The 25,736-nt window shown below is 50.1% G+C and carries 24 protein-coding genes; 6 read left to right on the top strand and 18 right to left on the bottom strand.

The genetic code is table 11. From position 1 onward, the window contains the following. Positions 1-5: 5 nt before the first annotated feature. The 9 genes from ABEW73_RS07170 to ABEW73_RS07130 form a co-directional block, all read right to left on the bottom strand. Positions 6-1,679, bottom strand: a complete 1,674-nt coding sequence (locus ABEW73_RS07170) for an extracellular solute-binding protein (RefSeq protein WP_430162902.1) — start codon at positions 1,677-1,679, stop codon at positions 6-8. 136 nt (positions 1,680-1,815) lie between these two features. Then, positions 1,816-2,697, bottom strand: a complete 882-nt coding sequence (locus tag ABEW73_RS07165; protein WP_430162900.1) for a carbohydrate ABC transporter permease — start codon at positions 2,695-2,697, stop codon at positions 1,816-1,818. A gap of 31 nt (positions 2,698-2,728) precedes the next feature. Then, the gene (locus ABEW73_RS07160; protein ID WP_430162897.1) at positions 2,729-3,718 is read right to left on the bottom strand and encodes an ABC transporter permease; all 990 of its coding nucleotides are present in this window, start codon (positions 3,716-3,718) and stop codon (positions 2,729-2,731) included. 336 nt (positions 3,719-4,054) lie between these two features. Next, positions 4,055-4,228 (bottom strand): hypothetical protein, encoded by a 174-nt coding sequence (locus ABEW73_RS07155; protein WP_181469830.1) that lies wholly within the window; start codon positions 4,226-4,228, stop codon positions 4,055-4,057. 187 nt (positions 4,229-4,415) lie between these two features. Next, a complete protein-coding gene (locus tag ABEW73_RS07150) occupies positions 4,416-4,652 on the bottom strand; it encodes a cold-shock protein (protein ID WP_071222231.1) in 237 nt (78 codons plus the stop codon). 96 nt (positions 4,653-4,748) lie between these two features. Further along, positions 4,749-4,949, bottom strand: a complete 201-nt coding sequence (cspD, locus tag ABEW73_RS07145) for a cold-shock protein CspD (RefSeq protein WP_006207896.1) — start codon at positions 4,947-4,949, stop codon at positions 4,749-4,751. A 304-nt stretch (positions 4,950-5,253) separates the two neighbouring features. Next, a complete protein-coding gene (locus ABEW73_RS07140) occupies positions 5,254-5,718 on the bottom strand; it encodes a pyridoxamine 5'-phosphate oxidase family protein (RefSeq protein ID WP_430162894.1) in 465 nt (154 codons plus the stop codon). Between the two features lie 20 nt (positions 5,719-5,738). Beyond that, a complete protein-coding gene (locus tag ABEW73_RS07135; RefSeq protein WP_430162892.1) occupies positions 5,739-7,388 on the bottom strand; it encodes a cellulase family glycosylhydrolase in 1,650 nt (549 codons plus the stop codon). Positions 7,389-7,615: 227 nt separating this feature from the next. After that, positions 7,616-8,797 (bottom strand): acyltransferase, encoded by a 1,182-nt coding sequence (locus ABEW73_RS07130; protein WP_430162890.1) that lies wholly within the window; start codon positions 8,795-8,797, stop codon positions 7,616-7,618. 147 nt (positions 8,798-8,944) lie between these two features. Here ABEW73_RS07130 and ABEW73_RS07125 point away from each other — a divergent pair, with 147 nt between their 5' ends. From ABEW73_RS07125 to ABEW73_RS07100, 6 genes are all read left to right on the top strand, one after another. Further along, the gene (locus ABEW73_RS07125; protein ID WP_430162887.1) at positions 8,945-9,718 is read left to right on the top strand and encodes an amino acid ABC transporter ATP-binding protein; all 774 of its coding nucleotides are present in this window, start codon (positions 8,945-8,947) and stop codon (positions 9,716-9,718) included. 159 nt (positions 9,719-9,877) lie between these two features. After that, the gene (locus tag ABEW73_RS07120) at positions 9,878-10,687 is read left to right on the top strand and encodes a glutamate ABC transporter substrate-binding protein (RefSeq protein WP_430162884.1); all 810 of its coding nucleotides are present in this window, start codon (positions 9,878-9,880) and stop codon (positions 10,685-10,687) included. Between the two features lie 135 nt (positions 10,688-10,822). After that, positions 10,823-11,482, top strand: coding sequence for an amino acid ABC transporter permease (locus ABEW73_RS07115; protein ID WP_430162881.1), 660 nt, complete (start codon positions 10,823-10,825; stop codon positions 11,480-11,482). 42 nt (positions 11,483-11,524) lie between these two features. Further along, entirely contained in the window at positions 11,525-12,175 is a 651-nt protein-coding gene (locus ABEW73_RS07110) for an amino acid ABC transporter permease (protein WP_098741672.1), read from the top strand. Between the two features lie 263 nt (positions 12,176-12,438). Then, positions 12,439-12,936, top strand: a complete 498-nt coding sequence (locus tag ABEW73_RS07105; protein ID WP_430162878.1) for a hypothetical protein — start codon at positions 12,439-12,441, stop codon at positions 12,934-12,936. An 81-nt stretch (positions 12,937-13,017) separates the two neighbouring features. Next, a complete protein-coding gene (locus tag ABEW73_RS07100; RefSeq protein WP_430162875.1) occupies positions 13,018-13,452 on the top strand; it encodes a DUF6376 family protein in 435 nt (144 codons plus the stop codon). A gap of 152 nt (positions 13,453-13,604) precedes the next feature. On the opposite strand, the gene ABEW73_RS07095 is transcribed toward ABEW73_RS07100, so the two are convergent. The 9 genes from ABEW73_RS07095 to ABEW73_RS07055 all read right to left on the bottom strand — a co-directional run bounded on the left by ABEW73_RS07095 (position 13,605) and on the right by ABEW73_RS07055 (position 25,693). Then, positions 13,605-14,714 carry a hypothetical protein gene (locus tag ABEW73_RS07095; RefSeq protein ID WP_430162872.1) on the bottom strand — a complete coding sequence of 370 codons (1,110 nt, stop codon included), beginning with the start codon at positions 14,712-14,714 and terminating at the stop codon, positions 13,605-13,607. Between the two features lie 169 nt (positions 14,715-14,883). Then, the gene (locus ABEW73_RS07090) at positions 14,884-15,510 is read right to left on the bottom strand and encodes a nitroreductase family protein (protein WP_430162869.1); all 627 of its coding nucleotides are present in this window, start codon (positions 15,508-15,510) and stop codon (positions 14,884-14,886) included. Between the two features lie 22 nt (positions 15,511-15,532). Next, on the bottom strand, positions 15,533-15,937 hold the full coding sequence (locus tag ABEW73_RS07085; protein ID WP_430162867.1) for a DoxX family protein: 405 nt from the start codon (positions 15,935-15,937) through the stop codon (positions 15,533-15,535). Positions 15,938-16,249: 312 nt separating this feature from the next. Further along, the gene (locus tag ABEW73_RS07080; protein WP_430162864.1) at positions 16,250-18,655 is read right to left on the bottom strand and encodes a LamG-like jellyroll fold domain-containing protein; all 2,406 of its coding nucleotides are present in this window, start codon (positions 18,653-18,655) and stop codon (positions 16,250-16,252) included. A gap of 284 nt (positions 18,656-18,939) precedes the next feature. Continuing rightward, entirely contained in the window at positions 18,940-20,163 is a 1,224-nt protein-coding gene (locus ABEW73_RS07075) for a glycosyl hydrolase family 8 (protein WP_430162861.1), read from the bottom strand. Positions 20,164-20,517: 354 nt separating this feature from the next. After that, the gene (locus ABEW73_RS07070) at positions 20,518-21,525 is read right to left on the bottom strand and encodes a zinc-dependent alcohol dehydrogenase (protein ID WP_430162858.1); all 1,008 of its coding nucleotides are present in this window, start codon (positions 21,523-21,525) and stop codon (positions 20,518-20,520) included. Between the two features lie 21 nt (positions 21,526-21,546). Further along, entirely contained in the window at positions 21,547-23,787 is a 2,241-nt protein-coding gene (locus ABEW73_RS07065; RefSeq protein WP_430162856.1) for a helix-turn-helix domain-containing protein, read from the bottom strand. Between the two features lie 65 nt (positions 23,788-23,852). Beyond that, a complete protein-coding gene (locus tag ABEW73_RS07060) occupies positions 23,853-24,734 on the bottom strand; it encodes a carbohydrate ABC transporter permease (RefSeq protein WP_430162853.1) in 882 nt (293 codons plus the stop codon). Continuing rightward, a complete protein-coding gene (locus ABEW73_RS07055) occupies positions 24,728-25,693 on the bottom strand; it encodes an ABC transporter permease (protein ID WP_430162850.1) in 966 nt (321 codons plus the stop codon). The genes ABEW73_RS07060 and ABEW73_RS07055 overlap by 7 nt, the downstream gene beginning before the upstream one ends. Positions 25,694-25,736 lie beyond the last annotated feature (43 nt).

Here is a 25,736-nt window from a genome sequence, read left to right as displayed (position 1 = left end):
CATCATTACTTCAAGAATTCCTCAAGCTTTTTCACTTTCTCTTCGTATTCTTTCTGTTTGTATTCCTGCACTTTCGCAAATCCCAATGACTCACGCTTCGCGAGGTAATCGTTCCAAATCTGATCGAACTCGGCATCCGTTTTGGCAAAGATCAGTTTCGGCAGGATTTTACCCCACTCGTTCAACACCTTGTCGTTAATGATACCTTCCTCGGAGCTTGCATCTGGGTCCAGTTGGTCAAATTGCGAGAAGCTCTCGGTCTTTCCGCGAGTCCAGTCTTCCATCTGCTTGAACGGTTCCACGGCCGGAGGCGCCCAAGGCTGCGTAACGTTGTTATCCATCATCATCCAGAAGGTATGGGATGCTCCATACTTCTTGTCGAATGCGCCGCGGTCGCTGTTCAAGAGCTCTGCAACCTCTGGCAGGAATTGATCTTTGCCATCGATCGTATCCCATGTCACGCCTTTCTCGCCAAGGTAAGTATCACGCTGACCTTCTTCGGAGATCAGGTAATCCAGGAAGCGAATGGCACGCGCTTTGTCCTTTACGTTCTTGGAGATCAATGTAACCGTCCAACCGGAGATCGATGGACCGGACAGGGTCGGCTGATCCAGATTGGAGTTGGCAGGTCCGTCAACCGCGATGTACACGGAGTTCGGATCGGTAGCAAACAGCGCGTTCTGTTGGTTCGCCATATCACTGCGCTGGTAGAGCATCGCGAAGTAACGGCCCTGTGCCATTTTCTCTTCCATTTGCGGACGTTTATCCACGAAAATATCCTTAGACATCAATCCTTTTTCATTAGCAAGACGCAAGGTTTTCAACCATTTTACATATTCCGGATCTGTTGTACGGTCATTCAATTTTCCGTCTTTATCCTGTGGAATGGCAAGGAAGTTCTGCAGGTAACCCTCCAAAGAACTGTTTCCTTTTTCATGGAAATCATGCAATCCAAACGGAATGAGCGGCTGCCCGTTCACATCCGGGAACATTTTCTTGGCGTCCTCAAGCGCTTTCAGGAAACCTTCCGGTGTGCGCATATTCGGGCTTCCCAGCGCCTCATACATGTCTTTGCGTACCAAGAAGGTTTGGTTCGATGTGATGTTGTCGCCAAACTTCTCATAGTCCTTCGGTGATGATGAGGCATTCGGATAACCGTAAATGTTACCGTCATCCTTGGTGTACCATGACACTTTTGCAGGGTCCGTTACTTTATAGAAATACGGATCATATTGATCAGCCAATTCGTTCAGCGGCAGGACAAGATCGCCTTCAATCATCTTTTTGACAGCGTCTTCATACCATCCTAGCGTAATAAAATCTGGCAATGTACCGGAAGCGATCATCGTATTCATCTTCTCGGCTTCGTTCCCAGCCGGTACGATCAGGTTAAGATTAACCCCCGTCTTTTTGGTTACGTATTGAGAAGTAATGTCCTCGCCCCATTTGTTCGGGAACCAGGCAAAGTTGATGTACCAGTCAAATGTAATCGGGGAGGTGTCGACTTCCCATCCCGGCTGATCCTGAGTCAATTTTACTTCTTCTGCCGGCTTTTCTTCCTTTTTTTCTTTTTCCGACGCGCCGCTATTATCACCGCCGGACGAGCATGCTGTTGTAAAGGCCATGACCAGTGCGAACATCAACAACAGAAGGCTCTTTGGCTTAAGCATCTTGCTCATGTGTTTACCCCTTTTCTTATTTAAAAATATGATTATATAGAACTCCCGCCAAATTAGGCAAGAGAAGCTACCTGTAAGAATCCCCCTTCCCCAGGGTGCCCCGGGAGAGGGAAACTGCGTTATCAGAGACCGAGAATTAACCTTTAATGGAGCCGATCATCATCCCTTTGACGAAGTACCGCTGCAGGAACGGATAGACGAAGACGATCGGCGCCGTCGTTACGACCATGGTCGCCATTTTGATCGATTGGGAGGTGACCGTCTTGGCAACGCCGCCCGGAACCTGAGCCATCATCTGATTGGAACTGGATTGCGCGACGACCTTATATAGGTACGTCTGAATCGGCTGCAAATCCGTATTGTTGATGTAGATGACGCCGGTGAAATAATCGTTCCACTGGAACACCCCATGAAACAACGCGATCGTCGCGATAACCGGCATGGATACCGGCAGCACGACCCGGAGGAAGATCGACCAGTCGTTGGCCCCGTCAATCTTCGCAGCCTCCTCCAGACCGTCCGGGATTTCCCGGAAGAACGTCATGAAGATGATGAGATCGAAGAAACTGAACATGGCCGGTATGATGTAAACGAGGAAACTGTCGAGCATATTCAAATCCTTGATCAACAGATAAGTAGGAATCAGTCCACCACCAAAAAACATCGTTATCGTTCCGAGCAAAATATAGAATTTGCCGCCGATCAGACCCTTCCGCGAAAATGCATAAGCCACCATAGCGGTGAAGAGGACGTGAATGAACACGCCGATCACCGTTTTGGCCACGGTAATGCCCATCGCCGTCATGATCCCGGAGCTTTGGAACACCGCACTGAAGTTCTCGAGGCTGATCATCCGCGGCCACCAGTAGATTCCTCCGCGCATGGCGTCCTGCCCGTCATTGAAGGCATTCACCAGCACGTACCAGATCGGGTAGATGGTCAGAAAGCATACGATCAGCATGCCGAAATTATTGAATATATCGAAGAAGGCTTCGCCTTTGGTTCTGCGTTTAAACATGGATTATTCGTCTCCCTTCTCGCTGGTCTCGCTAGAATAGTGATGTGTCGTTCAGTTTTTTGGTCACCTTGTTCGCGATCAACAGCAGGATAATCGCAATGACGGACTTGAACAATGCAACGGCTTGCGCGTAGGAGTATCGTCCGTTCTGCATCCCAGTGTGGTACACGAAAATATCGATGACGTTGCTCGCGCTTTCGTTCAGCGTGTTTCGGAGCACCAAAATCTGATCGAAGTTGGAGTTCAGCACACCACCAACCGCAAGAATGAAGAGAATGGATATGGTCGATTTGATACTGGGAAGGGTGATGTACCACATCTTCTGAAACCGACCTGCACCATCAATCGTCGACGCCTCGTACATTTCAGGCGAAATGCTGGCAATGGCCGCCAGATAGATAATTGCCGACCATCCAAGCTCCTTCCATATGTCCGAAGTGATAATAATTCCCCAGAAGTATTTCGGTTCGGCCAGATAGGTGATCGGCTCATCGATGATATGCAGAGCCAGCAAGAGATTGTTGATAATCCCGATATCCGCAAGCCAGGTCATCAGAATGCCGCCCAGAATAACCCATGACAAGAAGTGAGGCAAATAAGAAATCGTCTGAATGGTCCTCTTGTAGCGAACGGACCGGATTTCGTTCAGAAAGAGTGCAAAAATGATCGGCAGCGGAAATCCGATAAACAGCTTCAGCAAGCTGATCCCGAGCGTGTTCCGCATCACGTTCGTAAAGTCCTCGTCTGAGAAAAACTCCTTGAAGTGCTCTAGTCCAACCCATGGAGCTTCACCGATGGACTTCACGATATTGAACTCTTTAAATGCAATGATGACACCGTACATCGGAATGTAGTTAAAGATGATCATCCACGCAACGCCGAGCAGCGCCATTATTTGGAGATGTCGTTGGCCGTAGAGCTTTCTAAGCCATCTTTTTCTGTCAAGCTTCTTCTGTACAGAAGGCTCCATTGAGGGACCGACACCGGTTTCGGAAACATCGGCATGAAGTTGATTTTGCATGGTTATGACCTCCAGGTTGATCCTATCATTTTGAAAACCTTTACATTCTCTATGTTTATATTGTAGATCGTCCTTTCTTTGCACGAAAGGTTTCAGATTTCGTTTCAAGGGGCTCATTTTTCGGGTAGACTCCGCCATTTACGAAAAAATGCATCCCAAAAGCGAAATATTGCGCCCTGTGCTCAATCCAGGCACAAAAAAAGACATGAACAGCAGCCTACATGGCTGCCATTCATGCCTTCCTCTTGCTAACGATCTTTTCGCCACAAGCGATCCATCGGATCGTCACGGCGGTGTTATCGTTTTTTACCTCACGTATATCAAACGGTTTCCCAGTTATTCCCCTTTGTCTTCCTCACGTTGTTCCTGCTTGCTTTCGTGTTCCTGTTGGTATTTCTCACGCATCAGCTTTTGCATGATGAATTTCTCCTGATCGTTCAAGCCGCCTTGGTTATCCTGGATGATCATGTTGTCAATGTTTCGCTTCAGTACCTCGGTTTGCGTGTTCAATACATTTCACTCCTTTGAATTTTGCGTCCCTTTTGCTGTAAATCATTCTGAATGAGAATGACAGGGTACACATATTACTAACCATTCTCCTTCCAATGAAACAGAAATAGACGGATTTACCATAAAATCCGAAGGTAGCTTCAAGAAGAATTTGTATTTGCCCAGCGCTTTCTCTAGGTATTAGCTGCTATTTGCGCTCGATCTGAATCCCCTTAGCCAGAGATTTCTGTTGTTTATTGGTATTAACTAGCTGCGGCAGGCTTCTCGTTTCCTTGACCATAGGGGATTGACACAAATGGCATACTGGTTCCGTGTCGAACGCAAAATCGTCCCGCATCCACCCTTTGCAGTCTTCCTTCGTGCATGCCCAAACTTCCGTTATTTCTTCAGGAATACTCTCCATCGAGTTTTTACGCGAATACATGAACGCTCCTCCTTATTCTCGTCTTAGAAAATAGAAACGCCGTATAAAAGAAAACTGCCCTTAATGTCACACATTAAGGGCAGTCTTCAATTGTAATTACAATTTAACAACGTTCTCAGCTTGTGGTCCACGGTTTCCTTCAACAATGTTGAATTCAACGCGTTGGCCTTCGTCAAGCGTTTTGAAGCCGTCGCCTTGGATCGCGCTGAAGTGAACGAATACATCGTTACCGCCTTCAACTTCGATGAAACCAAAGCCCTTTTCAGCATTAAACCATTTAACAGTTCCTGTTTGCATGGGGGAATCCTCCTTGATATATATTTACATGACCTTTTTTCTTCGCAGACGGAATAAAAAAATTCACATATTGCACAAGGTTACCAGAAATGACAACCCTCTACAATATGTGAATTCAGGTCGATTTCGATATTCATATCTTAACACATTTTACTGCCGATAGCAAATACCAATGCAAAAGATTCTGCGGAAAAATTAAAGTTGTTTTCTTCGGCATCATTACGATTAGGCATGAGCAGGCATATACAACTCCCGGCATATGCCGGGAGCTAGATCTTGTGCAGGTTTTTTACGCCGAAAACGTTTACTTTCGCAATTCCTCCAGCGTTTCCTTCCAGCGCTGCAAGCCTCCATCCGGGTCGTGCAGCTGAAACTTCACGGCTGATTTAATATCCGCATAATTCGCGATATCCTCGCGAACAGCCACTACCTCGGCCTCAAAACGCTGCAGCGGATGCCGGGCATCCGGCAGATCGGGAAGCGCTTGAAGCCGCAGCCGAACATAATGGGCGGCTCCATCATGAATTGCCACCAATGTGCCCTGTCCGGAGCGAAGAAGATTGCCAGTCGTAACCGTTCCCTGCCATAACGCAAGTCGAAAATGGCTCCGGTCTAAGGCCAGGACCTCCCCCACGCTGAGCATGGCCGTATGCGGCCATGCATCTTCCGTTACGCTGAGTAGCATCATCGCTTCGTGCTGCTTGGATTCCAGATTACTTCCATCCAGCCATTGGTACAACCCTTCCGATATTGCGGCCTGTTCCGTCACAGTGCCATCTCCCCTTCAACTTATAAATTTAAACGCGCTTCGGTAAATTCCAGCCAATCCAGCTCGATTCGGCCCTTATTCACCATGAATACCAGATCCACAGGGCCTTCCTCAATCGGCATAGCCTCAGCCACCCTATGGATGCGCCACTGTCCTTCGCCAGAGTCTGACAAGGAGATAAGCTCAGGCTCCCGATCCCCGATCTGGAGCATCATATCCACCGATCCCTCGGGAATCCGTCCCCGAATGTCCAGATGAAAAACGTCTGCAGAAGCGCAATTTGCATCATAAGCGAGCCAATCTCCCTCCCGGAGCTGCACGCATACCAGGTTATCCTCTATCCATGGCTTGCCGCCTTCCGGAGCGTAGCTTGGTTTCTCCACCTTGCCCGTCATCATCCGCATCGGAACACCGTCATGAACCCGGAACCCGATATCCTGACTGGCCTTCGCCTCAATATGATAAGAGACACCCTCACCCCGATATCCGTAAAACTCTGCCGGAATCTGAATGGGCAGCCGGCGCAGCAGTGACCGGGATACGTTCGGATAAGCATCGCAAGCTGCCAGTGGAAGATGATCCAGATATTCGCCCAGAATCGCTTCCGCTTCGGCTGAAGAGGGCTTCTCTCCGCCTTCCAGGTAACCCGTCAGCTTCTCCCAGCCTTCCGGCATGCGGATCGAGAACGGCGAGTTTTGAGTGTTCATCTTCTTCCAGGTCCAGAAGTTCCAAGATATGTTATGATCCTCGAACATCCGGAATGCGCCCGTATACCACTGCAAGTTGTTCTCGCCGCCCTCACCCATGAAGATCGGCACATTCCATTCTTCGCGAAGATCCAGATACTTCTGAATACTCTCCGTGTCAGGGTTATTCCAGTACTTATGGAACTGCAGCATCAGGTTATCGTCAAATTTCTCGTCGAAAATGCTCCAGTCCGTAGACCAGTGGACGCCTTCCAAAATGATCATATGGCGCTTGTCCACTTCGCGTATAGCCGCAGTGATTTCCTTATACAGCGGCATCACCTGGTCATGATACTCGCTGAACCATTCAGGTAGTGGCTCGTTAAGCAGGTCGTAACCGGCCACGATCCACTCATCTTTATAGCGTTCCGCCAGCATACGCCACAGCGCCACGGTTCGCTCCACATTCAGCCGATCTGTGAACAGCTCCGGCAAATCCCGCTCGGAATCATCGATATTCGCGCCGGTCTGTCCGCCTGGCGCGCCATGCAAATCCAGAATAACATACAGCGAATACGTCCTGCACCAATCGATCACCCGATCGATGAGTTTCAGATGGCCTTCGTGATATACAAAAGGCGGCTGCTGTCCTTCCGCCATCATAAACCTGGCATTAATCGGCACCCGGATGGAGTTAAAGCCCTCGGCAGCAATCTGCCGGATGTCGGCTTCCGCGATATAGCGCTCATAATAGGTTTCCCAAAAAGCCGCCGCCTTTTCCTCACCGATCAGGTCCCTAACCATGCCTTCGATGCGCCGCGGTCGGTCTCCCTGCTCCGGCATCTTCCACATGTACCCTTCCGGCAGCAGCCAGCTGCCAAGTCCGACTCCCTGCAGCAGAATTTCCTGACCCTCCCCATTGACTATACGTTTGCCATCCGCCTTAATGAAACCGTTTACTAAGGAATCTCTGCTATCCTTCATATTGGCACTCCCTCGCTTTTCATGTCTGTAACGAATGTAATTGACCTGTGCTTAGAAACGTCTTCGTACCACCCACAGACCAAGCATCAAACCAAATATAGCATGACATCCCAGGTGATAAGCCTCATTCCGAAAATCAGGGAATCATTCTGAAATATCGCCACTCGGGCAAAAAAGAAAAGGCGCTCTCCTCTTTTCAAGGATTGCGCCTTTGCCACTTATCGAACTTACGATGATGCCTCCGTAACCGGCTGAGCCGGAACCGAAGCACTTGATGATATTCCCTTCCGCAAGCTGCCTGGCAGTTTACCGAAGAAGATCCAGGTCCAGCCCCCGAGACGGCTAATGCTGTAGACCACCACATACGAAACCGCCAGTGCGCTGACAAACCCGCCGGCATACCAAGCCAGCATCAGCCAGGAATTCTCCGTCTGCGGAGGAAACTCCCGGTAGAAGAGCAGGACCAGCGGATGCACCAGATAAACGCCGAAGGAATACATCCCAAGCCGTCTGAATCCGTTCAACCACCATACCCGCTTATTCCCGAATGCCAGTGCGACCTGGAGCATGACCAGGGCGGTGGTTAACGTATGCACATTCCAGAAGGCATCGTAGAGCAGCGGGTGATATTCCGTCCCTAACAGTCGCTGATTGTATCGCAGGCCGATATGCACCAGCGCGGCGCCCAGCCATATCGCCCAGAGCGCGACCCAGCCCAGCTTGCGCAGCGCCGGTCTTGCGGCATGCTGCGCTGAAGTCAGCCAATCCTTGACCCGGTCATAATAAATGCCGATCCATGCCCCGAGAAAATAATACGACAGAAACGACAGCGACCAGCTGTTCCGGTTCGTTACGTCCCACCAGGCATCATTGCCGATATAGAATACCCACTGCAGTACAATGCCGACCAGCACGCAGACCGCCGCGAAGCCGCGGAATCGCTTCAGCAGCATCAGCACAAGCGGGAACATCAGATAGAACTGGATGTTAATGAAGATGAAATATAAGTGCGTGTAGGATTTCCCCGTCGCCAGCTTGGGCCAGAAGCTCTCCAGCATTGCCGCCAGATCGGGCTCGCCCCCGCGATGATACCAGGCCACCGTAAAGAATAACACCGAGAACAGCAGATACGGCACCAGAATATACATCAGCCGGTTCTTGAAGAACCGTGCCAAGTCGCGGCCTTTGAACGGGCGGTGATAATAGTTATAGAACAGCACAAAACTGCTCAGAAATATGAAAGTCGTCGTTCCAACCTTCGAGAATATGTTCAGGAAGTTATACAAGCCAAAAAAATCGTCCCCGCGCATCTGGACTGTGGCGAACGACGTCGCATGCACCATCAGCACGCCCATCATCGCAAAGCCCCGAACCAGGTCGATTTCGGTTATTTTTGCACGTTTATCCATGTGGCCTCCTTCATATGAATACGCCCCCTATTATATCTCACTCCCCACCGCTTGGATACTAAATTTTCCTAAAAGTGGCATGGAACAAGCTCCCTTTGCCATACCAGTGTAAAAAGGGCCTGCCACCAAGACAGGTCACAAGCTTACATGCATGCAAGCGTTCAATTCGAAGTGAATAGGAGGGGATTTCTACTGATTGAATTTAGCCGCGTCAACAAATTTTTCGGAACCTTCCATGTTCTGAAAGAAATCGATCTAACCATTTCCCAGGGGGAAGTCGTTGTCATCGTTGGACCTTCAGGATCCGGTAAAAGCACGCTGCTGCGGTGTATCAATCGGCTCGAAAGCATTACGGATGGCGAGCTTGTCGTGAACGGCGTTAAGCTGCATGATCGAAAGATCAACATCAATACATTCAGGCGGGATATCGGGATGGTCTTCCAGCATTTCAACCTGTATCCGCACAAAAAGGTGATCGACAACATCATTCTCGCACCCATGAAGGTGCTGGGGATGTCCAAAGCGGAAGCGACGGAAAAAGCGATGACGTACCTGCAGCGAGTCGGAATTGCCGACAAAGCGGACAGCTATCCTTCCCAGCTCTCGGGCGGTCAGCAGCAGCGGGTTGCGATTGCCCGCGGATTGACCATGAACCCGAAGATCATGCTGTTTGATGAACCGACGTCCGCACTCGACCCGGAGATGATCGGCGAAGTGCTGGATGTCATGCGCTCACTCGCCCATCAAGGCATGACCATGGCCGTGGTTACCCATGAGATGGGCTTCGCCCGCGAAGCTGCGGATCGAATCGTCTTTATGGACGAAGGCCGGATTATCGAGGATACACCCGCCTCCGATTTTTTCAATCAGCCGCGGGAGGAGAGAGCACGGGCGTTCCTGAGCCGCCTGCTGCATCACTAACCCGGACTTGGTGCGTAGGGGCGGAAAAGGAATTGCCGCTTTTACTTTTTAGGATTGTAATGATGGCTGCTGCAAGAGACAAGGAGTCCACGCTCGGACAACGCGCCGTTAGGAGCTTGGTTGTTCAGAGAATTCATATCTATAAGGGGGATCTGGTGTATGAAGAAAAGTTTTACGAGGCCTTTCAGGTGGAGTGCGGCCCTTCTGGTGTTAGTAATGATGCTGGTCGCATCAGGGTGCGGGGGTTCCGGCAATACGGATACCCTCGAGGCGATCAAAAAACGCGGCAAGCTTGTAGCTGGCGTGAAATATGATACGAAGCTGTTCGGACTGCAGGACCCTGCCACCGGCAATGTGGAGGGCTTCGATATCGACATCGCCAAAGCGCTGGCCAAAAAGATTCTCGGTGACGAGACCAAGGTCGAGCTGAAGGAGGTTACCTCCAAAACCCGGATCGACATGCTGAAGAACGGGGACATTGACATCATTATCGCCACGATGACCATAACAGAGGAGCGCAAGGAGCAGGTGGACTTCAGCGATGTGTATTTTGAAGCCGGCCAATCCCTGTTGGTGAAGAAGGGCAGCCCGATCACGGGTCTGGAAAGCTTGAACAAGGATACGAAGGTGCTCACGGTAAAGGGCTCTACCTCTGCGCAAAATATCCGTGAGAAAGCGCCCGACGCCGTCATTCTCGAATTCGAGAATTATCAGGACGCCTTCACCGCACTCAAGGCGGGACAAGGGGATGCCCTAACCACCGACAATTCCATCCTCCTCGGTATGCAGCAGCAGGACCCGAGCTTTGAGCTGGTCGGCGGCAACTTTACGGATGAACCATACGGCATGGCCATCAAAAAAGGAAATCCGGAGTTTGTGAAAACCGTCAATGAACTGTTGAAGGAGCTGAAGGATAGCGGCGAATACAACAAATTGTATGAGCAATGGATGGGCGTGAAACCGGAATAACCGCAAGCATGTAATGGTCGGGCCGGTCCTAAGGCGTCATGGCTCCAATCAGGTTCCTCCCTTTTGCGGGGCGGAGCTGCCTGGCTTCTTGCGACCGGCCACCCGATCATCATCCCCCATTGGAGGTGAGGCATTTTGACCTTGTGGGATTTTAACATTCTGGTGGAGCATTGGGATCAATTTATGGCTGGCCTGGGCCAGACCATTCTCGCCAGCCTGCTTGGGCTGATCGGCAGCTTGGTGCTGGGCACCTTGATCGCCATCCTGCGGATTGCCCCATTCCGCATATTGAAAGCCATCGGCGCCATCTATGTAGAGTTTATCCGCAACATTCCGCTCCTGGTGGTTGTCTTTTTCTTTTTCCTAGGCCTGCCCTCTCTCGGCATACCGGTTGACCCGTTTACTTCGGGTACCCTTGGGCTGATGGTGTATACGGCTGCTTTCATTGCTGAAGCCATTCGTGCGGGGATCCAGGCGGTACCCTCCGGACAGTCGGAGGCGGCCCGCTCCTCCGGGCTGAGTTATATCCAGAATATGCGCTACATCATTCTTCCGCAGGCGATCAAAATCGTACTGCCGGCCATCGGCAACCAATTGATCAATTTGGTCAAGAATTCTTCGGTCCTCGGCGTTATTGCCGGACTCGACCTGATGTATTATGCCGATCTGATTAACCTGAACACCTTCAAGGGCATTCCCGTCTATACGTTTGTAGCCCTGTTCTACCTGCTCCTGACCATACCACTCAGCCTGGCCGTCCATTATATGGAGCGCCGCTTTGCGAGAAGCAATTGACGTTAAACGCAAGTTTGCCTAATAAACAGGAGGTGGCATGAGATGGATTTTATCGGTGCGTACTCCTGGCCGAATCTGCGATATCTCCTTCAAGGCTTTTGGATCACGGTGCAGGTTGCCGGCTTATCCATTGTGTTCAGCTTCATCATTGGAACCGTGCTCGGGACCGTGAGATATACGAAGACACCCTTCCTGTCGAGGACAACGGCCTTTTTGGTGGATATAATCCGCAATCTGCCGCTGCTGCTGATCATTTTCTTCATCGGCATGGTTCTGCCGCAGACCGGGATTCGAATCCCCACTTTCTGGGCGGCCGTCGTCGGCCTGAGCATTTTTGAAGGAGCCATGATCGCCGAAATTGTCCGCAGCGGCCTCGTATCGGTGGATAAAGGCCAGATCGAAGCGGCCCGGGCCTCGGGTCTCTCTTATATGCAGACACTGCGGCACGTGATTCTCCCGTTGGCGCTGCGACGGATGTCCCCGCCGATGGTGAGCCAATTCATCTCACTCATTAAAGACACTTCGCTCGCCGTGATCATTTCACTGCCTGAGCTGATGCGCAACGTGCAAATTCTTAGCGGTTCCAGCTATGACTATGTTATTCCCGCCCTTGTTTTTGCATCCTTGCTGTACTTCACGCTGAATTATCTTCTGTCCATCATCGCCAAACGGCTGGAAGCAAGACAGATCTAACCTGGCCTGCTGTTCCCGCTCCTATCCTGGACTACTAAGCATTATCCGTGAAAAAAGCAACCGACCCGCGATACGCATCCTGGTTCAATCCTGCTCCGCAGCCATTTTGGCTTGCGGGGCATTTGCGCTTCTGGAGGAAACTAGGAATTCGATACTTAAGCTTCCTTGCAGCCGTTTGGTATCGAATTTATTTTCCACTAAACTGCAACCATGACAAAGTCCACTCCGTCTAAATACATAATCATCCTGAAAGGAGACCCCATATGAAAATAGGGTTTCTCATCATGCTCAGCCTCTCCCTCACTGTCGGATTATGGCTTGGCGCGGATCACTCCACAGCATCCGCATTGTCATGTGCCGAGCCTCGAAAGGTTACCGAAGAGTTAAAAACCTCAGACGCGGTATTCAGGGGCACGTTGGCCTCGTCCACCCCTAAAGCCGATATATCCAAAAGCAAATATGTATTCCAGGTTTCCGAGTGGTGGAAGGGAGATTCTGATTCCCCTACCATCATCCTTTATTCCAATGGCTGGGAATCCTTTGAAACTGGCAAGGAATATATCGTGTTCGCAGACAAAAGCGGGCAAAAGTTCAAACCCCATCTATGCGGAAATACCGGTCCCTCCTCATCCGTTGACGTGACTTCGCTGGGGAAAGGCATCCAGCCTAAGAAGCCGGTTCCATCAACCGAAGGCCCACGTGCAGTCGGCATCCTGGCGGGTTTGATTGACCTTATTCGCTGGCTGCTGGGGAAATATTAATCCGCGAAAAAAATACAACCATTCTCTTGGCCATACGTATACAACGTATAAGAACTGCGTTTAGACGACAGGAGGATGAGAATGATCAAAAGATTATTGTTGATTTCACTTATACTGGGAGTTCTCTCCGGCTGCTCCTTGGCGGACAGTGTGAACAATTCTTTGGATTATACAAAAGAAGCTACCACTTTTATTAATGAAACATCCCAATTTGCCGAGTCCATCCCGGAGCTTGCCCAGCAAGCCGCCACGAATACAGATGCCAAGGAAACGCTGACCAAGGAACTCGAAGCGATGAAAACTCGGATTTCGGAGTTTAATGGCATTGAAGCCCCTGCTTTTGCGCAGACCATCCATAAACAGCTGGTCGGTTTAAACGACACGCTGCTGACTGACATCAACGGATACATGGATCAAATCCAGAACGGAGTAACCGACTTCCAAAATTCCAACATCGTCCAAACCATCACTAAAATAAACGAAACGATGGATAAGCTCCAAAATCTTCAGCCGTAATTAAACCAAGCCCATTGACGATAATATAGCAGCCCTGCTCTTTTGAACTGTGACCCGATTTGTGAAAGGTCATCGTTCACTTCATGAGCGGCGCTGCTAAATTTGTCTTCGCTAGTTGCTATATTTGTTTCGCTATGTATGTATTCCATTCCTCACTTGAAAAAAGATTCCAGATTGGCGGTAAGCGTCTGCTTGACCACATATTGAATTCCGTCTTCGCTAGGCGCCATAATCCAGTATGTCCCTTGGTAGCCTGCTTCATCCTTCGGGTCCCATACCACAATGAATTGCCATGTGTCGCCAAAGCTTTTATTATATTCTTCACTATAACTCCCGGCCATATTCTCCGGCGGAACCGATTCGATTGAAATATGCTGCACGCTTTCAACAGACTTCATCCATTCCGTAAATTCCACCATGTCCCGGTCGTACTGACCCGAAAAGTATCCCGCGCCCCCACCCGACATCGCATAAAAGGTTTCTGCATCCTCCACCTGCGCTGCCTGGTACAGTAAGGAAACGGTCTGCACCGGGTTCCATACAGGCTGCTTTGCTTTTGCCGCAAGAAATGCCCTATCTTCAGCCGTATGCTGGATCTCTATCGCGACAAGTTCTTCCAATGCCGCCTCTCTTCCAAGTTCGTAGGCTCCGGGGTAGACCGTCGATTGCTCCACCACTTTAAGTCCATCCGTAAACGCCGTCACAAACCACAGGTTATGATCGCCCTGGCTAAGTTCTTCCAGCACAATCTCGGCTTGGCTGCCGTACGTAAGAGCTAACAACTGACGGCTCTCCCGATCCAGCCCTTCTCTATCAAAAAGCTTGAATCGTTCCGGTCTCACTTCACGCTTGCCGGCCTCTTCGAATAACACCTTCAGCTTGGCGGGGGACATACGGACGCTCGGAATGTCAGCATGACGGAAATATGATGTAGAATCGTTAGCCTGAAGCGCCTCATACATGTTGAGAACCGCTTCAATCGGGTCATCGTTGGACTCCCCCTCTGGCGGCTGCGCTTCTTGCTTAATCTGGTGATAACTTTGATCTTCCGGCTGGAATGCCGTACGCACGCTTTCCGTTGCGGCTGCCGGCATTTCCGATGGATACCCGGCTTCTCCTGCGCTTGACGCGGCGGCAGTCGATCTATTTTGCTGTACGGATCCCGGCACCTCCCTCGTGCATGCCACCATTAACATGATTGTCATGACAGCCAGCACTATGATCTGTCCGGATCGCTGATACGCCCGCTTCCTCGTCTTCATTTCGTTCACCCCCATATATAACGAATCCAATCGTATTTAGGATTGGCCACCGATCTCTTTATATTCATCATCGTCAAAACGGAGAGGAATGTTTATCATTGCGGACGAAAAAAAGCTCCCGCCAGATCTAAGACCTGCAGCGGGAGCTCCCTCTCATATCATGCATCATTTAAAATTGATTATAGCTTACAAATTCCAATACGGGCTTGCGGTAGCCCCGCGGACGTGGCTTCCTTTCATCTTCCTTGCCGATCGCGATCAGCATGGCAGGCACATAAGCATCCGGGATATCCAGTTCCTTCTGCAGAGCCACGGGATCGAAACCGATCATCGGACAGGTATCCCACCCCTTGTCCTTGGCCACCATCATCATTAACATCGCGGATAGACTGGCATTGCGAATGGCTTCATCCCTCATAAAGGATTCTCCACCCGCTTCATAAAAGTTCGTGACGGATTCAACCGTCATGTCATATTCGAGCTTGTCGATCACGCCCAAATTCAGAAATCCCTCATTCATTTTCCCGATTTCCCGGTAGGCCTGCTTATTCCCCAGCACAACGACAACGGCCGACGCGGTGAGTATCTTATGCTGCTTATTGGCGGCTTCATAAACTTTGTGCTTGATATCGGGATCCTTCACTACAACATAGTGTGTATGCTGCAAATTAAAAGCCGAAGGAGCATATTTAACTTCATTAAATATATCATTCAAATCCTTATCCGGAATTTCAATTCCTTCCATAAACAGATTAGCCGATCTCCGGCTCTTAATTAATGTTGTCAGATCACTCATATCTGCAAGCCCCCATTATCGATTAGTTAAAGATTGCCGCATCCAGTGAATATGCACCTGCACCCGTGAACGCCAGTGCAACTGCGACTGCGATCAACAGCAGATTATACTCATATCCATTCGCTGTAGACCAATACCCGTTCCGGCCATGCACTTTCACAATTGCACCCAGCATCGTTAGCGTGATCAGCGCTGCGCCAAGCACCGTGAGAAATCCGGCAGCAAACAACAGCCCGCCAACAAGCTCCATCAGACCTGACAATACTGCAATTGCGACACCCGGCTTAATGCCAACCGATTCCATCCAGCCGCCTGTCCCTTTCGGTCCGTAACCGCCAAACCATCCAAACAACTTCTGTGCACCGTGCGCCATGAACGACAACCCAACCACCAAACGAAGTAACAACAATCCAATATCTATAGCCATTTTATACGCCTCCATATTCATTTTCAGTATTTATAGAATTCCATCGACGCCGTTCATCGATATCTTAATTTCAAGATATATACATATAGAATGATTAACCTGCTTCATTTTCGCTAACGTTTAAACACTTTAAACTTACTCCTTTCAATCAACTAACTTTTATATAGTCACTTAACTTAATATTAAGATATATGATATACATCCTTCTGTCAACCGTTATTTTAAACGCCAATACAAAAAAGCGTGCAGACGGTAGTCTGCACGCAAAACTCATCACTCTTAACTCATAACTCATGATTGCATCCTGTAAAATCATTCCGCCAACTTCTGGATTTCGCTGTCGGTTAGCGCCTCGTTATAGATCCGCACCTCATCCAAGCTCCCGTTAAAATAAGGATCGGCCGCAAACCGGCTTTTACCTAAATAAGCTTCCGTTGCCAGCAGTTCATTCGGGTTCAGCTTCATATGATCACCGGATGCAACGACTTGTCCGTTCACGTACAGCTTACCGGTATTCCCTTGCAGCGTGACCGCAACGTGCGTCCATTCATGGCTCGGCAGCGGTGCCTTTGATAAGAGGCTCTGGTCTCCCTCACTGCCATGCAGCGTGAATTGAAGAACGCCCGAATGCTGGGATGGTGTCAGGAACATATGTCTGGCAAGTCCGTTCCCTACGTCCAGCACTCGCTGCCATGGTGCTCCGCCCTTCCAATATACCCAAGCCGTAAAGGTAAAGTCCTCTGTATCCGTAACCCGATTCGGCATCTCAATGTAACCGTCTGCCCCGCCAAAGTCCATTCCGCCTCCCTGCCTGCTCTTCTCATTCCACTGGACCCCTCCAAGGACCTTGCCGTGAAATCCATTATCCGAGTGGTCTAATACCGAGCCGCCCTCATTCTTACGGAATGGATAATTCAGCAGCACCGGCCCTGCCGACTGCTGCAGCACGGTCACGTCAAAGGCTTTGGAAGTCTTCGCTTTGCCTTTCGTAATCTGAGCGGTCAGCGTAATCTTTGCGTCCCCAGCCCCGGCAGCAGGACGATGGACCTCGCCTTCCGCTGATACGACCTGGGGATGAGAGGAACTCCAGCGAATGACCGTACCGCCGGAAGCCCTGAGCGGCAAATCAAGATCATAGAAAATCCCGCTCACATTCCCGAGGGACAGGTCCTTCTGAACGGCATCCACGAGTTCCCCGTCGCTCCGATCAAGCTGGCGTACGCCCCACACGGCGGTCCCATCTGCGGCGAGGGCCGTAAAGGTCATCGCCTGCCGCTTTGCTTCCGGGTCCCACTGCGGAGTTAATACGCCTTTATAACTCTTTCCATCCAAGGTAAGCTGCACATCCCGCTTTCCGCTGATCTTCCATGTGCCTTCTGCTTCACCCGTGACTTTGCCGTTCTTATGAAGCTCCATTGGCACCGATTCTTTGATGACGGACGAAATATCTTTTCCGTGTTGAATCAGCTTGTAGTCTCCAGCCGCATCATTCGGCATGATTTTCTTGGATTCCTTGGCTTCTTCACCCGCATAGCGGTATGGTGCGGATACCGGCCAGCCGTCCTGGTTTATATACAATTCATGCACCCGGATTTCATGCTCTTCCCCTCGCTGCGGGAAGCGGCTGTGAAAGATAAGGAATGTTCTTCCACTCTGTTCATCGTAATAGACGGAGTTATGGCCCGGCGATACGGCCCCGGTACCAATTCCCGTTCCCGGATCTCCGATCAAGCGCTTAAACAAGTAGTTCCCCATCAGCTTCACGCCATACGGTTCAATCGACCGGTCATCAAAGAGCGGAAGGGAAGGATCGGCCTTCACCTCTCTCATATCGTTGCCCTCGGCATCGTAGAAAGGACCGTCCGGATTTTTGGAGCGGACAACCCGCATATTGTAGCCGCCAACCGCATCCAATCCGCCGTAAGACAGATACAGATAATAATAATCCGTCACCGGGTTGTAGACCATGTACGGCCCTTCAATCCGGCTGTGGTTGCCGCCGAGCAGCTTCTTGCCGTATCCCTGCCCAGGCAGCGGTTTCCCGGTCTTCGAATCCAGCTCCATGATAAAAATCCCGCCGGAATAGGAGCCGTATACCATCCACAGCTTGCCGTTCTTATCAAAGAACACATCCGGATCCACCACATTCGGGTGCTTCGTTGCATCATAGATGGTTCCATCCTCACTGATCTCGTCCCACATGCCGGATTTCAGAATAATGCCCGTGTCCTTATAGGGCCCCTCGATCTGATCTGCAACCGCGATTCCCATGGCGGATCGCGGGGAATCCCCTTTACAGGCGTTATAGTACATATAGAATTTGCCATCAGCCAGCTGAATCACATCGGCTGCCCACAACGTATCGCTCTGTGCCCATTCCAGCGTTTCTTTCAATTCCTCCGTCACGTTCGGAATCAGCGGGTTGCCATTCGAGACCCCGGACGCCACCATGTCCCAGCTCATCAGATCCTTCGATTTGGCCGCGGCCAGGTGGGAACCGAACACATAGTATGCATCCCCTGTCTTGATGACGGACGGATCATGTACGGATGCCTCTCGGAATATAGGCGCCTTCTCCCCTTTCTTCAACGGCGCCGCCTCGGCGTATGCGTCCAGACCGCTCGCCGCCGGCCCTTGGCCTGCCGAGTCTAAACCTCCAACCAGTAAAACTGCGGCTATTCCTGCCACAGCCGTCTTCCGCACCATGCTCTTGTGCATACGATTCTCCCTTCGTTCCAGATTCAATTTCTGTAAACCCTTTCATGAAAGAAAAGTCAAGATGTCAATGCCAATAGAAAAACCTTCTGCCACATTTAATTCATATTAATATAAAACATTTTATATTTGATAAGATATTATCACTGCCTGACATGAAATATCAATGCTAATTCTCAATATTTTTTTCTATGAATCAATTATTGGTTTGAAAGGCCTAAAAAACCCTGATCCATTACGGATCAGGGTTTTATTTTATATTTACTTAAAATTAAGGGGTGTGATGTTTAATATGTCCACCAGTTCCCCGACATCACGATCATCGAGAACAGCTTGATGCTTTCCTCATAATACCCCTCTGCGGATGCGTTCGCCGTGTAACTCCATACCGAATTCAGCCAGCTCTGGTGGCTGGACGAAGTCATCGCACTTACGCCAAAAGGAGCATAGAACGCCCCACTGTTATAAGTCACCAGTGCGGTGCCGTTCAGGTTATACCCTGCCTTGATGTTGGCAGGATTGCTGCTTGTGGCTGATTTAATGAACGTGTTCATCTTGTTCAATTGATTCAGCGCACGCGTATCGCCGGTCATCAGATAGTCGGTCGTAATCCGCCAAGGGGTCCGGGACGAATTGTAATAGTATTTTCCATCATTCGCCCCCTCCAGGAATTCCGCTTCCGCAGGCTGATAATTGCTGCCCGACTTGACTACGAAATCCGGAAGCAAGCCGGTATTGGAGCTGTAGCCGTTATAGATGGAGTTGATGATGGTATAGGTTTTGTTAATGACGTTATCCCAACGGGCATCGCCGGTAGCCGCACGGAATGCCTTCATATGGTTCAGCATGAAATCCGATGGCCGCGTGGCGGTGTCGAAGATGCCGCTTGTTGCCCAATCGCCTAAGCGCAGCGTCCACTGCGACTGATTAACGTCACTGCTCATGATGGCATTGATAATATCCTTTGCTGCTTGCAGGTAATTGATCGCCCCGCTGCTTCCCCACTGCTTGTCCGCAAGCAGGAGTGCGTAAGCAATGTCCATATCGCCGTCCGTTGCCGAATTGGCTCCCCCTATATTCTGAAAGCTGCTGTTCTGCTTCCAAGCCATCAGATACGGATTGTTATTACTCGGATGCGCCTTATAATAGCGGTAAAGTCCGTCGAAATACGACTGTGCGTTACTGTCGTATCCCGCCATCAGAACGGTGAAGAGCATTCCGTAGCCATGAGCCTCGGACACTGTCTCGCCCGCCGAATTGTATTTTACGTAGTATTGCCCTGTCGCAGCCGGCTTCAGGAAAGACCCTTTCCAGCTGTTCCATTTGCTCTTGACCGCATTGTCCATCGCTGACTGCGTCACATTGTTCGGTTTAATCGAACCGCTCGTATAAGACGTATGCTGGGGAAACGGCTTGTTGGCCGCCAGAGACAATCCGGCTGGTAAGATCAGTAGAACAGCACAGAACAATACCGCCGACTTACGGATGATCGAATTTCGGAATACTTTCATCACGCTTCGCTCCTTTGTTTTTCGAATTGAAAAGCCATGACCACCACAGCCTGGTAAACCGGTTTCGGATTAAACCACCACCCTTCCAAATGATCGATGGAAACGAGGAAACTGCTGCTTGTATGTATGATTATCAAGAAAATTAGATATGTAACTGCCTTCATATAAAATGAGATATTATCCATATCTACTACTAGTATAATAGAATTGTATATTATTGTAAATTAATAGTTTGGTGGATCGAATTCCAGTGCAAGCAAAAAGCCGCCTTTCTGCAGTACCATTACTGCTCGGAAAGACAGCTATCATGATCCCTCTTCTCATTCCTTTGCCGCGAATCCCATTCCTTGGAATTCACGCGTTGCCCGCGTAGTTAAATATCGTCCCCAGCGTCGTTGATCCGGGGCCGTACCGCTCATAAGCCTTGCCCGCTTCATCCACGGGGATCACATGCGAGATCAGCGGTTTGACCGATATTCTCCCTTCGGCCAACAGACGAATATACTCGGCGATGTTACGGCCTTCCGTCCAGCGTACAAAGCCGATAGGGTAATCCGTATTACGGAATTCATAACTTGGGTCGTACCGGCCCGGACCGCCTGCTCGCGATATGAGCACCTGCACCTCCTTGCCAAACATCCGGTCTCGCGCGTAAGTCATGGACAAATCGCCGACAATGACGATTTTCCCCTTATCCCGAATCCATGTCATTGAAGAGTTAATGAGCTCTTCCCCGGGGCCGCTTGCACACAGAATGACGCTGTCGGCTCCATGTCCGCCCGTCATAACCTTAATCTGTTCCTCAAGCTGCTCCTGGTTATCATAGGCATAGGCAATATGCCGCTTCAATCCCTGAACCCGCTCCGGATTCAGATCAAATCCCGCAACGGGGCAAGCCGCCGCGTGAGCGATCTGGGCAATCATCTGCCCCAGGATGCCAAGCCCGACCACCACGGCCGATTCGCCGAAGCGCAGATCCGCTACCCGAAGGGCATGGATCGCAATCGCTCCCAGTCCCGCAAATGCCGCTTCCTGCGGGTCCACCCCATCCGGAACCATCGCCGTCAGGTTGGAAGGCACGGTAAGCCACTGGGCATGACGGACGTAGGGAGCTCCATAACAGGCCACCCGTTGACCGGCGGTTAACCCCTGCACGCCTTCCCCAATGTCTTCGACGATTCCAACAGCGCTGTAACCCATAATGACTTTTTGATCCGATGCTCTTCGTATAAAGATCATCTCCGTACCCGGGCTGACCGCCGAGTATTCGGTACGAATCAGCACATGACCTGCCGGCAATTCGGCCGGCTTCTCGATTTGATCAACGATCACTTTTCCATGAATCGTGGCAACAACCTTCAATATGAACCCTCCAACTCCACCTTATTTTCCTGATGCCTTCCGATATTCACTCGGCGAGACGCCGCTATACTTCTTAAACGTTGTCGTAAATGTGGAAGAGTTCGAATACCCCGTTTTCTCTCCGATTTCGGCAATACTGAGATCCGTATTCCGGAGATATTCACGTGCGTGCGATAGTCGGACCTTGTTCAAATACTCCACATAATTCACGCCGAATGTCTTCTTGAAATAATTCGAGAAATATTTCGAGCTGGTATCCAGCACTTCGGCCATATGGTCTAAATACAAATTCTCCATATAATGCAGTTCGATGTATTGCGAGATGAAGGCGGGATTCAGCTTGCTCCGCGGATCATGGTTCCGCGTATTGGCCACCACGCGCATCACTTCCATTAGCGCTTTCTGAATCTCTTCATAGGTAAAGGCTTGATCGACCTTGCGGATGAAATCACTCTCCAGCTGAAACAGCTCATGGCGATCAACGGACGGCGAATCCGCCTGCTTCATGACAAGAAAGAACATGCTCTTTGCTATGTGCACCATCTGATGATGATGGATGTGAAGGTCCGCATTCTGCTGAAAAATATCACTCACGATCTGCAGTCCTTCATCCACCTTTCCGCTCAGCATGCAGTTGCTCAACTTCTCAATCTTCTGAAGCGGATAATAAATATCCGGGACGTAACGGATTTGCTCCGTATCGACCATATCCGTGTCCGCATTCACATTCCGGTATAATCGGCCATCCTTAATGTTCCGGTATGCCTCGCAGCAGTTGCTGATCTTGGATTCATACGTCTGGCTAACGCAGCCCCACACCATGAACGTATCCGTATTCTCCTGGTTGCACAGGCGGATATACTCTGCGAATTTCCGTACTAGCTGCTTGCGATCCGACGGCTGATCCAAACCGATGAGCGCGAGGAATCTCAGCTCTTCGATATGATAGACCACCACATGTTCATAGCGTTCCTGCAGGCTGTTTCGGATCTGGGCCGTCAACTCTTCCAGGACAAAATCCGCCGTGGCTGCTCCCTTGCCGGCAGGCTGCAAATACACGGCCGCCATCATGAAATGCCGGCACTGAAAAAAATGCGTGTAATGCTTCTGCATCTGCATTTCCTGCTCGCGCGAATGGTGATGGCCGTCCAGCGTTTGCAGAAACACGCCGCGGCGAATATCTTCATCCACCAGGTCCATTTGCTTCTTCAGGGATTCATTTTCACGCTGGACCTTGATGATGCCACTCTGGATTTTTACAAAATCATTCCCTTTCAGAGAACTGCCTCCGAGCAGCTGCACAATGTTCTTCACCGGCCGGTACAGATAAATGCTTAACAGCACCGACAGAATGACGCTTAACGCAATCGCGCCGTACATAATCCACGTATTGGCATTCGTGACGGAATCGATATTTTGAAACTTGTAAGGCAGCTTGTTGATATAAATAAAACCGTTATAATCCGATTTGTAAAAATTGTACTCAAAATCGTCCTGCGTGAGGGAGGCTTCCTGCGACGGGTTAAAGTATACGTCGTTTAGAATGCCTACCAAATCCAGATCCTTCTCGGTGCTTAAGATGACGTTCCGGTTCGCATCCAGCACGATGAGCGAGGCGCCGGGAATCATCGAGTTCAAATCGACCCCTTTAAGGAGCCGGTTCACGTTGATCAAGATCATGAGGTTTTTGTTCGACATTCTGACCTTGTTGCCGTCCACGGCAATCATCAAATTCCGGCCATATCCGCTGCTCTGATCCGCATAAACCTCCGCTGGAAAGATCGTGAGCTCGTGCTCCGATCGGGTAAACGTCTTCCAGAACATCGAGTTGAACTTCTGGGAGTTGTACCGTCTGTCAAACAGAGCGTCCAGATTGCTGGTCCCGCGTGTCGTAATGGCCAAATCATGATTGTCAAAAGAGACGACCACATCTTCCACGATATCCACATTAGACACAATGCTTGTGACGCTGTCCTGCAGGGAAATAACTTTCTCCATGTCCAGCATGCCGTTATCCAATTGCATCCGGTCTGAAGGAAGCGCATGAATGTTAAAAATCAAATTGTTTACGGAGGAGAAACTGGTATCAAACGACTGTATAATGTTCCTGATCACCATCCGGTTGTTCTCGCTCACCTTGTCGTAAATTCCCGTAATGGAATTCTTGTACACGATGTAATTGAATATGAACATGATGCCGACGACCAGTTGCAGAGCGAAGAAAATCTGGAGCAACCCCCTGTTGGCGATCAATCGATTCATACGGATTCACCTCTCTTGGATGTCATCCCTTCATATTCAACATGAAAGCCCACGGCACCTCCCCGTCATCCCTTTTCGGAACCGAGCATGACTCCTTTGGCAAAATACTTCTGGGCAAACGGATAGATCAGCAGCACCGGAATCATGGACAACACGATCGTTGCATTCTTCATGGCTTGCGGAGCCAGCGCCGATGCATCCACCAGACTCGGATTGCTTCCGTTCTCGCTGAAAATCAGCATATCCCTAAGGACGACCTGGAGCGGATACATATTCGCATCGTTCAGGTAAATCAATGGGATAAAAAAGCTGTTCCAATGGCCCATGAAGTAAAACAATCCGATCGAGGCCAGCGCCGGTTTCGACAGCGGAAGCACGATCTGGAACAGGATGCGATACTCGGAAGCACCGTCGACGACGGCGGCCTCGCGCAGGGATTCCGACATATTCTCGTAGAAGCTTTTGAGGATTAACAGTTCAAAGGTCCAGATCGCATTCGGAAGCACGAGTGCCCATACGCTGTCCAGCAGGCCAAGCTCGGATACGATCAGGTAGTTCGGAATGATCCCTGGATTCAGGAACAAGGTCATGATGATCGCCAACAGGAAAAACTTGCGCCCGAAGAAATTTTTGCGTGCGAGCGGATATGCCGCTACTGCCGTAAGCAGCAAGTTAATGGCCGTACCGAGCGCGGTATAAAAAATCGTGTTCAGGTAGGCGCGCGGCACCCGGTCATCGTTCAGCACCTGGGCATAGGCATCCAGATTAAATCCCTTGGGAAATAAGGTGATATTCCCTTGCACCACTTCGGAAGTCGCGCTTAGGGAAACGGCGGTGATATATACGACGGGGTACACGGTAATAATGGCAAGGCACGTCAGAATCAGCGTATTGATGATGCCGAATAACGAGATGTTCCGAAGGCTGAAGCGTTTGTTGTTTACCATAGTCCGCTACCTCCCAGTCGCTTGCTGAAGTAGTTGGAGGACAGCAGCAATATCATGGCGACAACGGCTTCGAACAAGCCCACGGCCGCGCCATAGCTATAGTTGCTCTCCAGGAGTCCTTTACGGTAGACATAAGTTGAGAATACATCCGCTACCTCATAGGTCATCGGATTATAAAGCAGCAATACCTTCTCGTATCCGATCCGAAGCATCGATCCCGTCTTCAAGACAAACATGATAATAATCGTAGGCAGAATGGCGGGAATCGTAATTCTGAAGATCATATGGCGTCTCTTGGCACCATCCACCTTGGCCGCTTCGTAAAGCGACGGGCTGATCCCTGCGATCGCAGCCATGTAGATGATGGCCTCATAGCCCACGGTTGCCCAGATATCTGAGGAAACATAGATGGTTCTAAACCAGCTCGGTTCAATGAGAAAATACGTTTTCTCAAAACCTAGCGCGGCGATAAGCTGGTTAATGATTCCTTGATTGGGCGACAGGAAGTCGATAATCATGCTGCTGATAATGACGACCGACAGGAACGAAGGGAGATAGCTGAGCGTTTGAACCGACTTTTTGAACCATTTCACTCGGACCTCGTTGAGGAGAATCGCCAGAATGATGGGAAAAGGAAAACCGAAAATCAGGTTATATACGCCGAGAAGCAGCGTATTTTTGAACAACAGCCAGAAATCCGGACTGCTGAAAAATTTCTCGAAATGCTTGAGCCCCACCCAGTCGCTCTCCATGATGCCGGTGAATACGCTGTAATCCTTGAAGGCTATGATTAAGCCGTACAGGGGCCCGTAACGGAAAATAACGTAGAACAACAGGCACGGGATAAACAGAATCAACAGCTGTCTGTCCCGCTTCATATGCTGAAAGGCCGAAACCATTCTTCTCCCCATCCCGCCGCGGGGATTGGTCAGTTTGGTCTCTGTCCCTGCACTTGACATGGTGTTCCCTCCTTATGATGATGAGCAGCACCCGAGCGTGGTA

Source organism: Paenibacillus lautus (assembly GCF_050482385.1).
GTDB classification, from domain to species: Bacteria; Bacillota; Bacilli; order Paenibacillales; family Paenibacillaceae; genus Paenibacillus_AQ; species Paenibacillus_AQ lautus_B.
The sequence above is the reverse complement of the archived record's forward strand: the minus strand, read 5'-3'. Positions and strand labels throughout refer to the sequence as shown.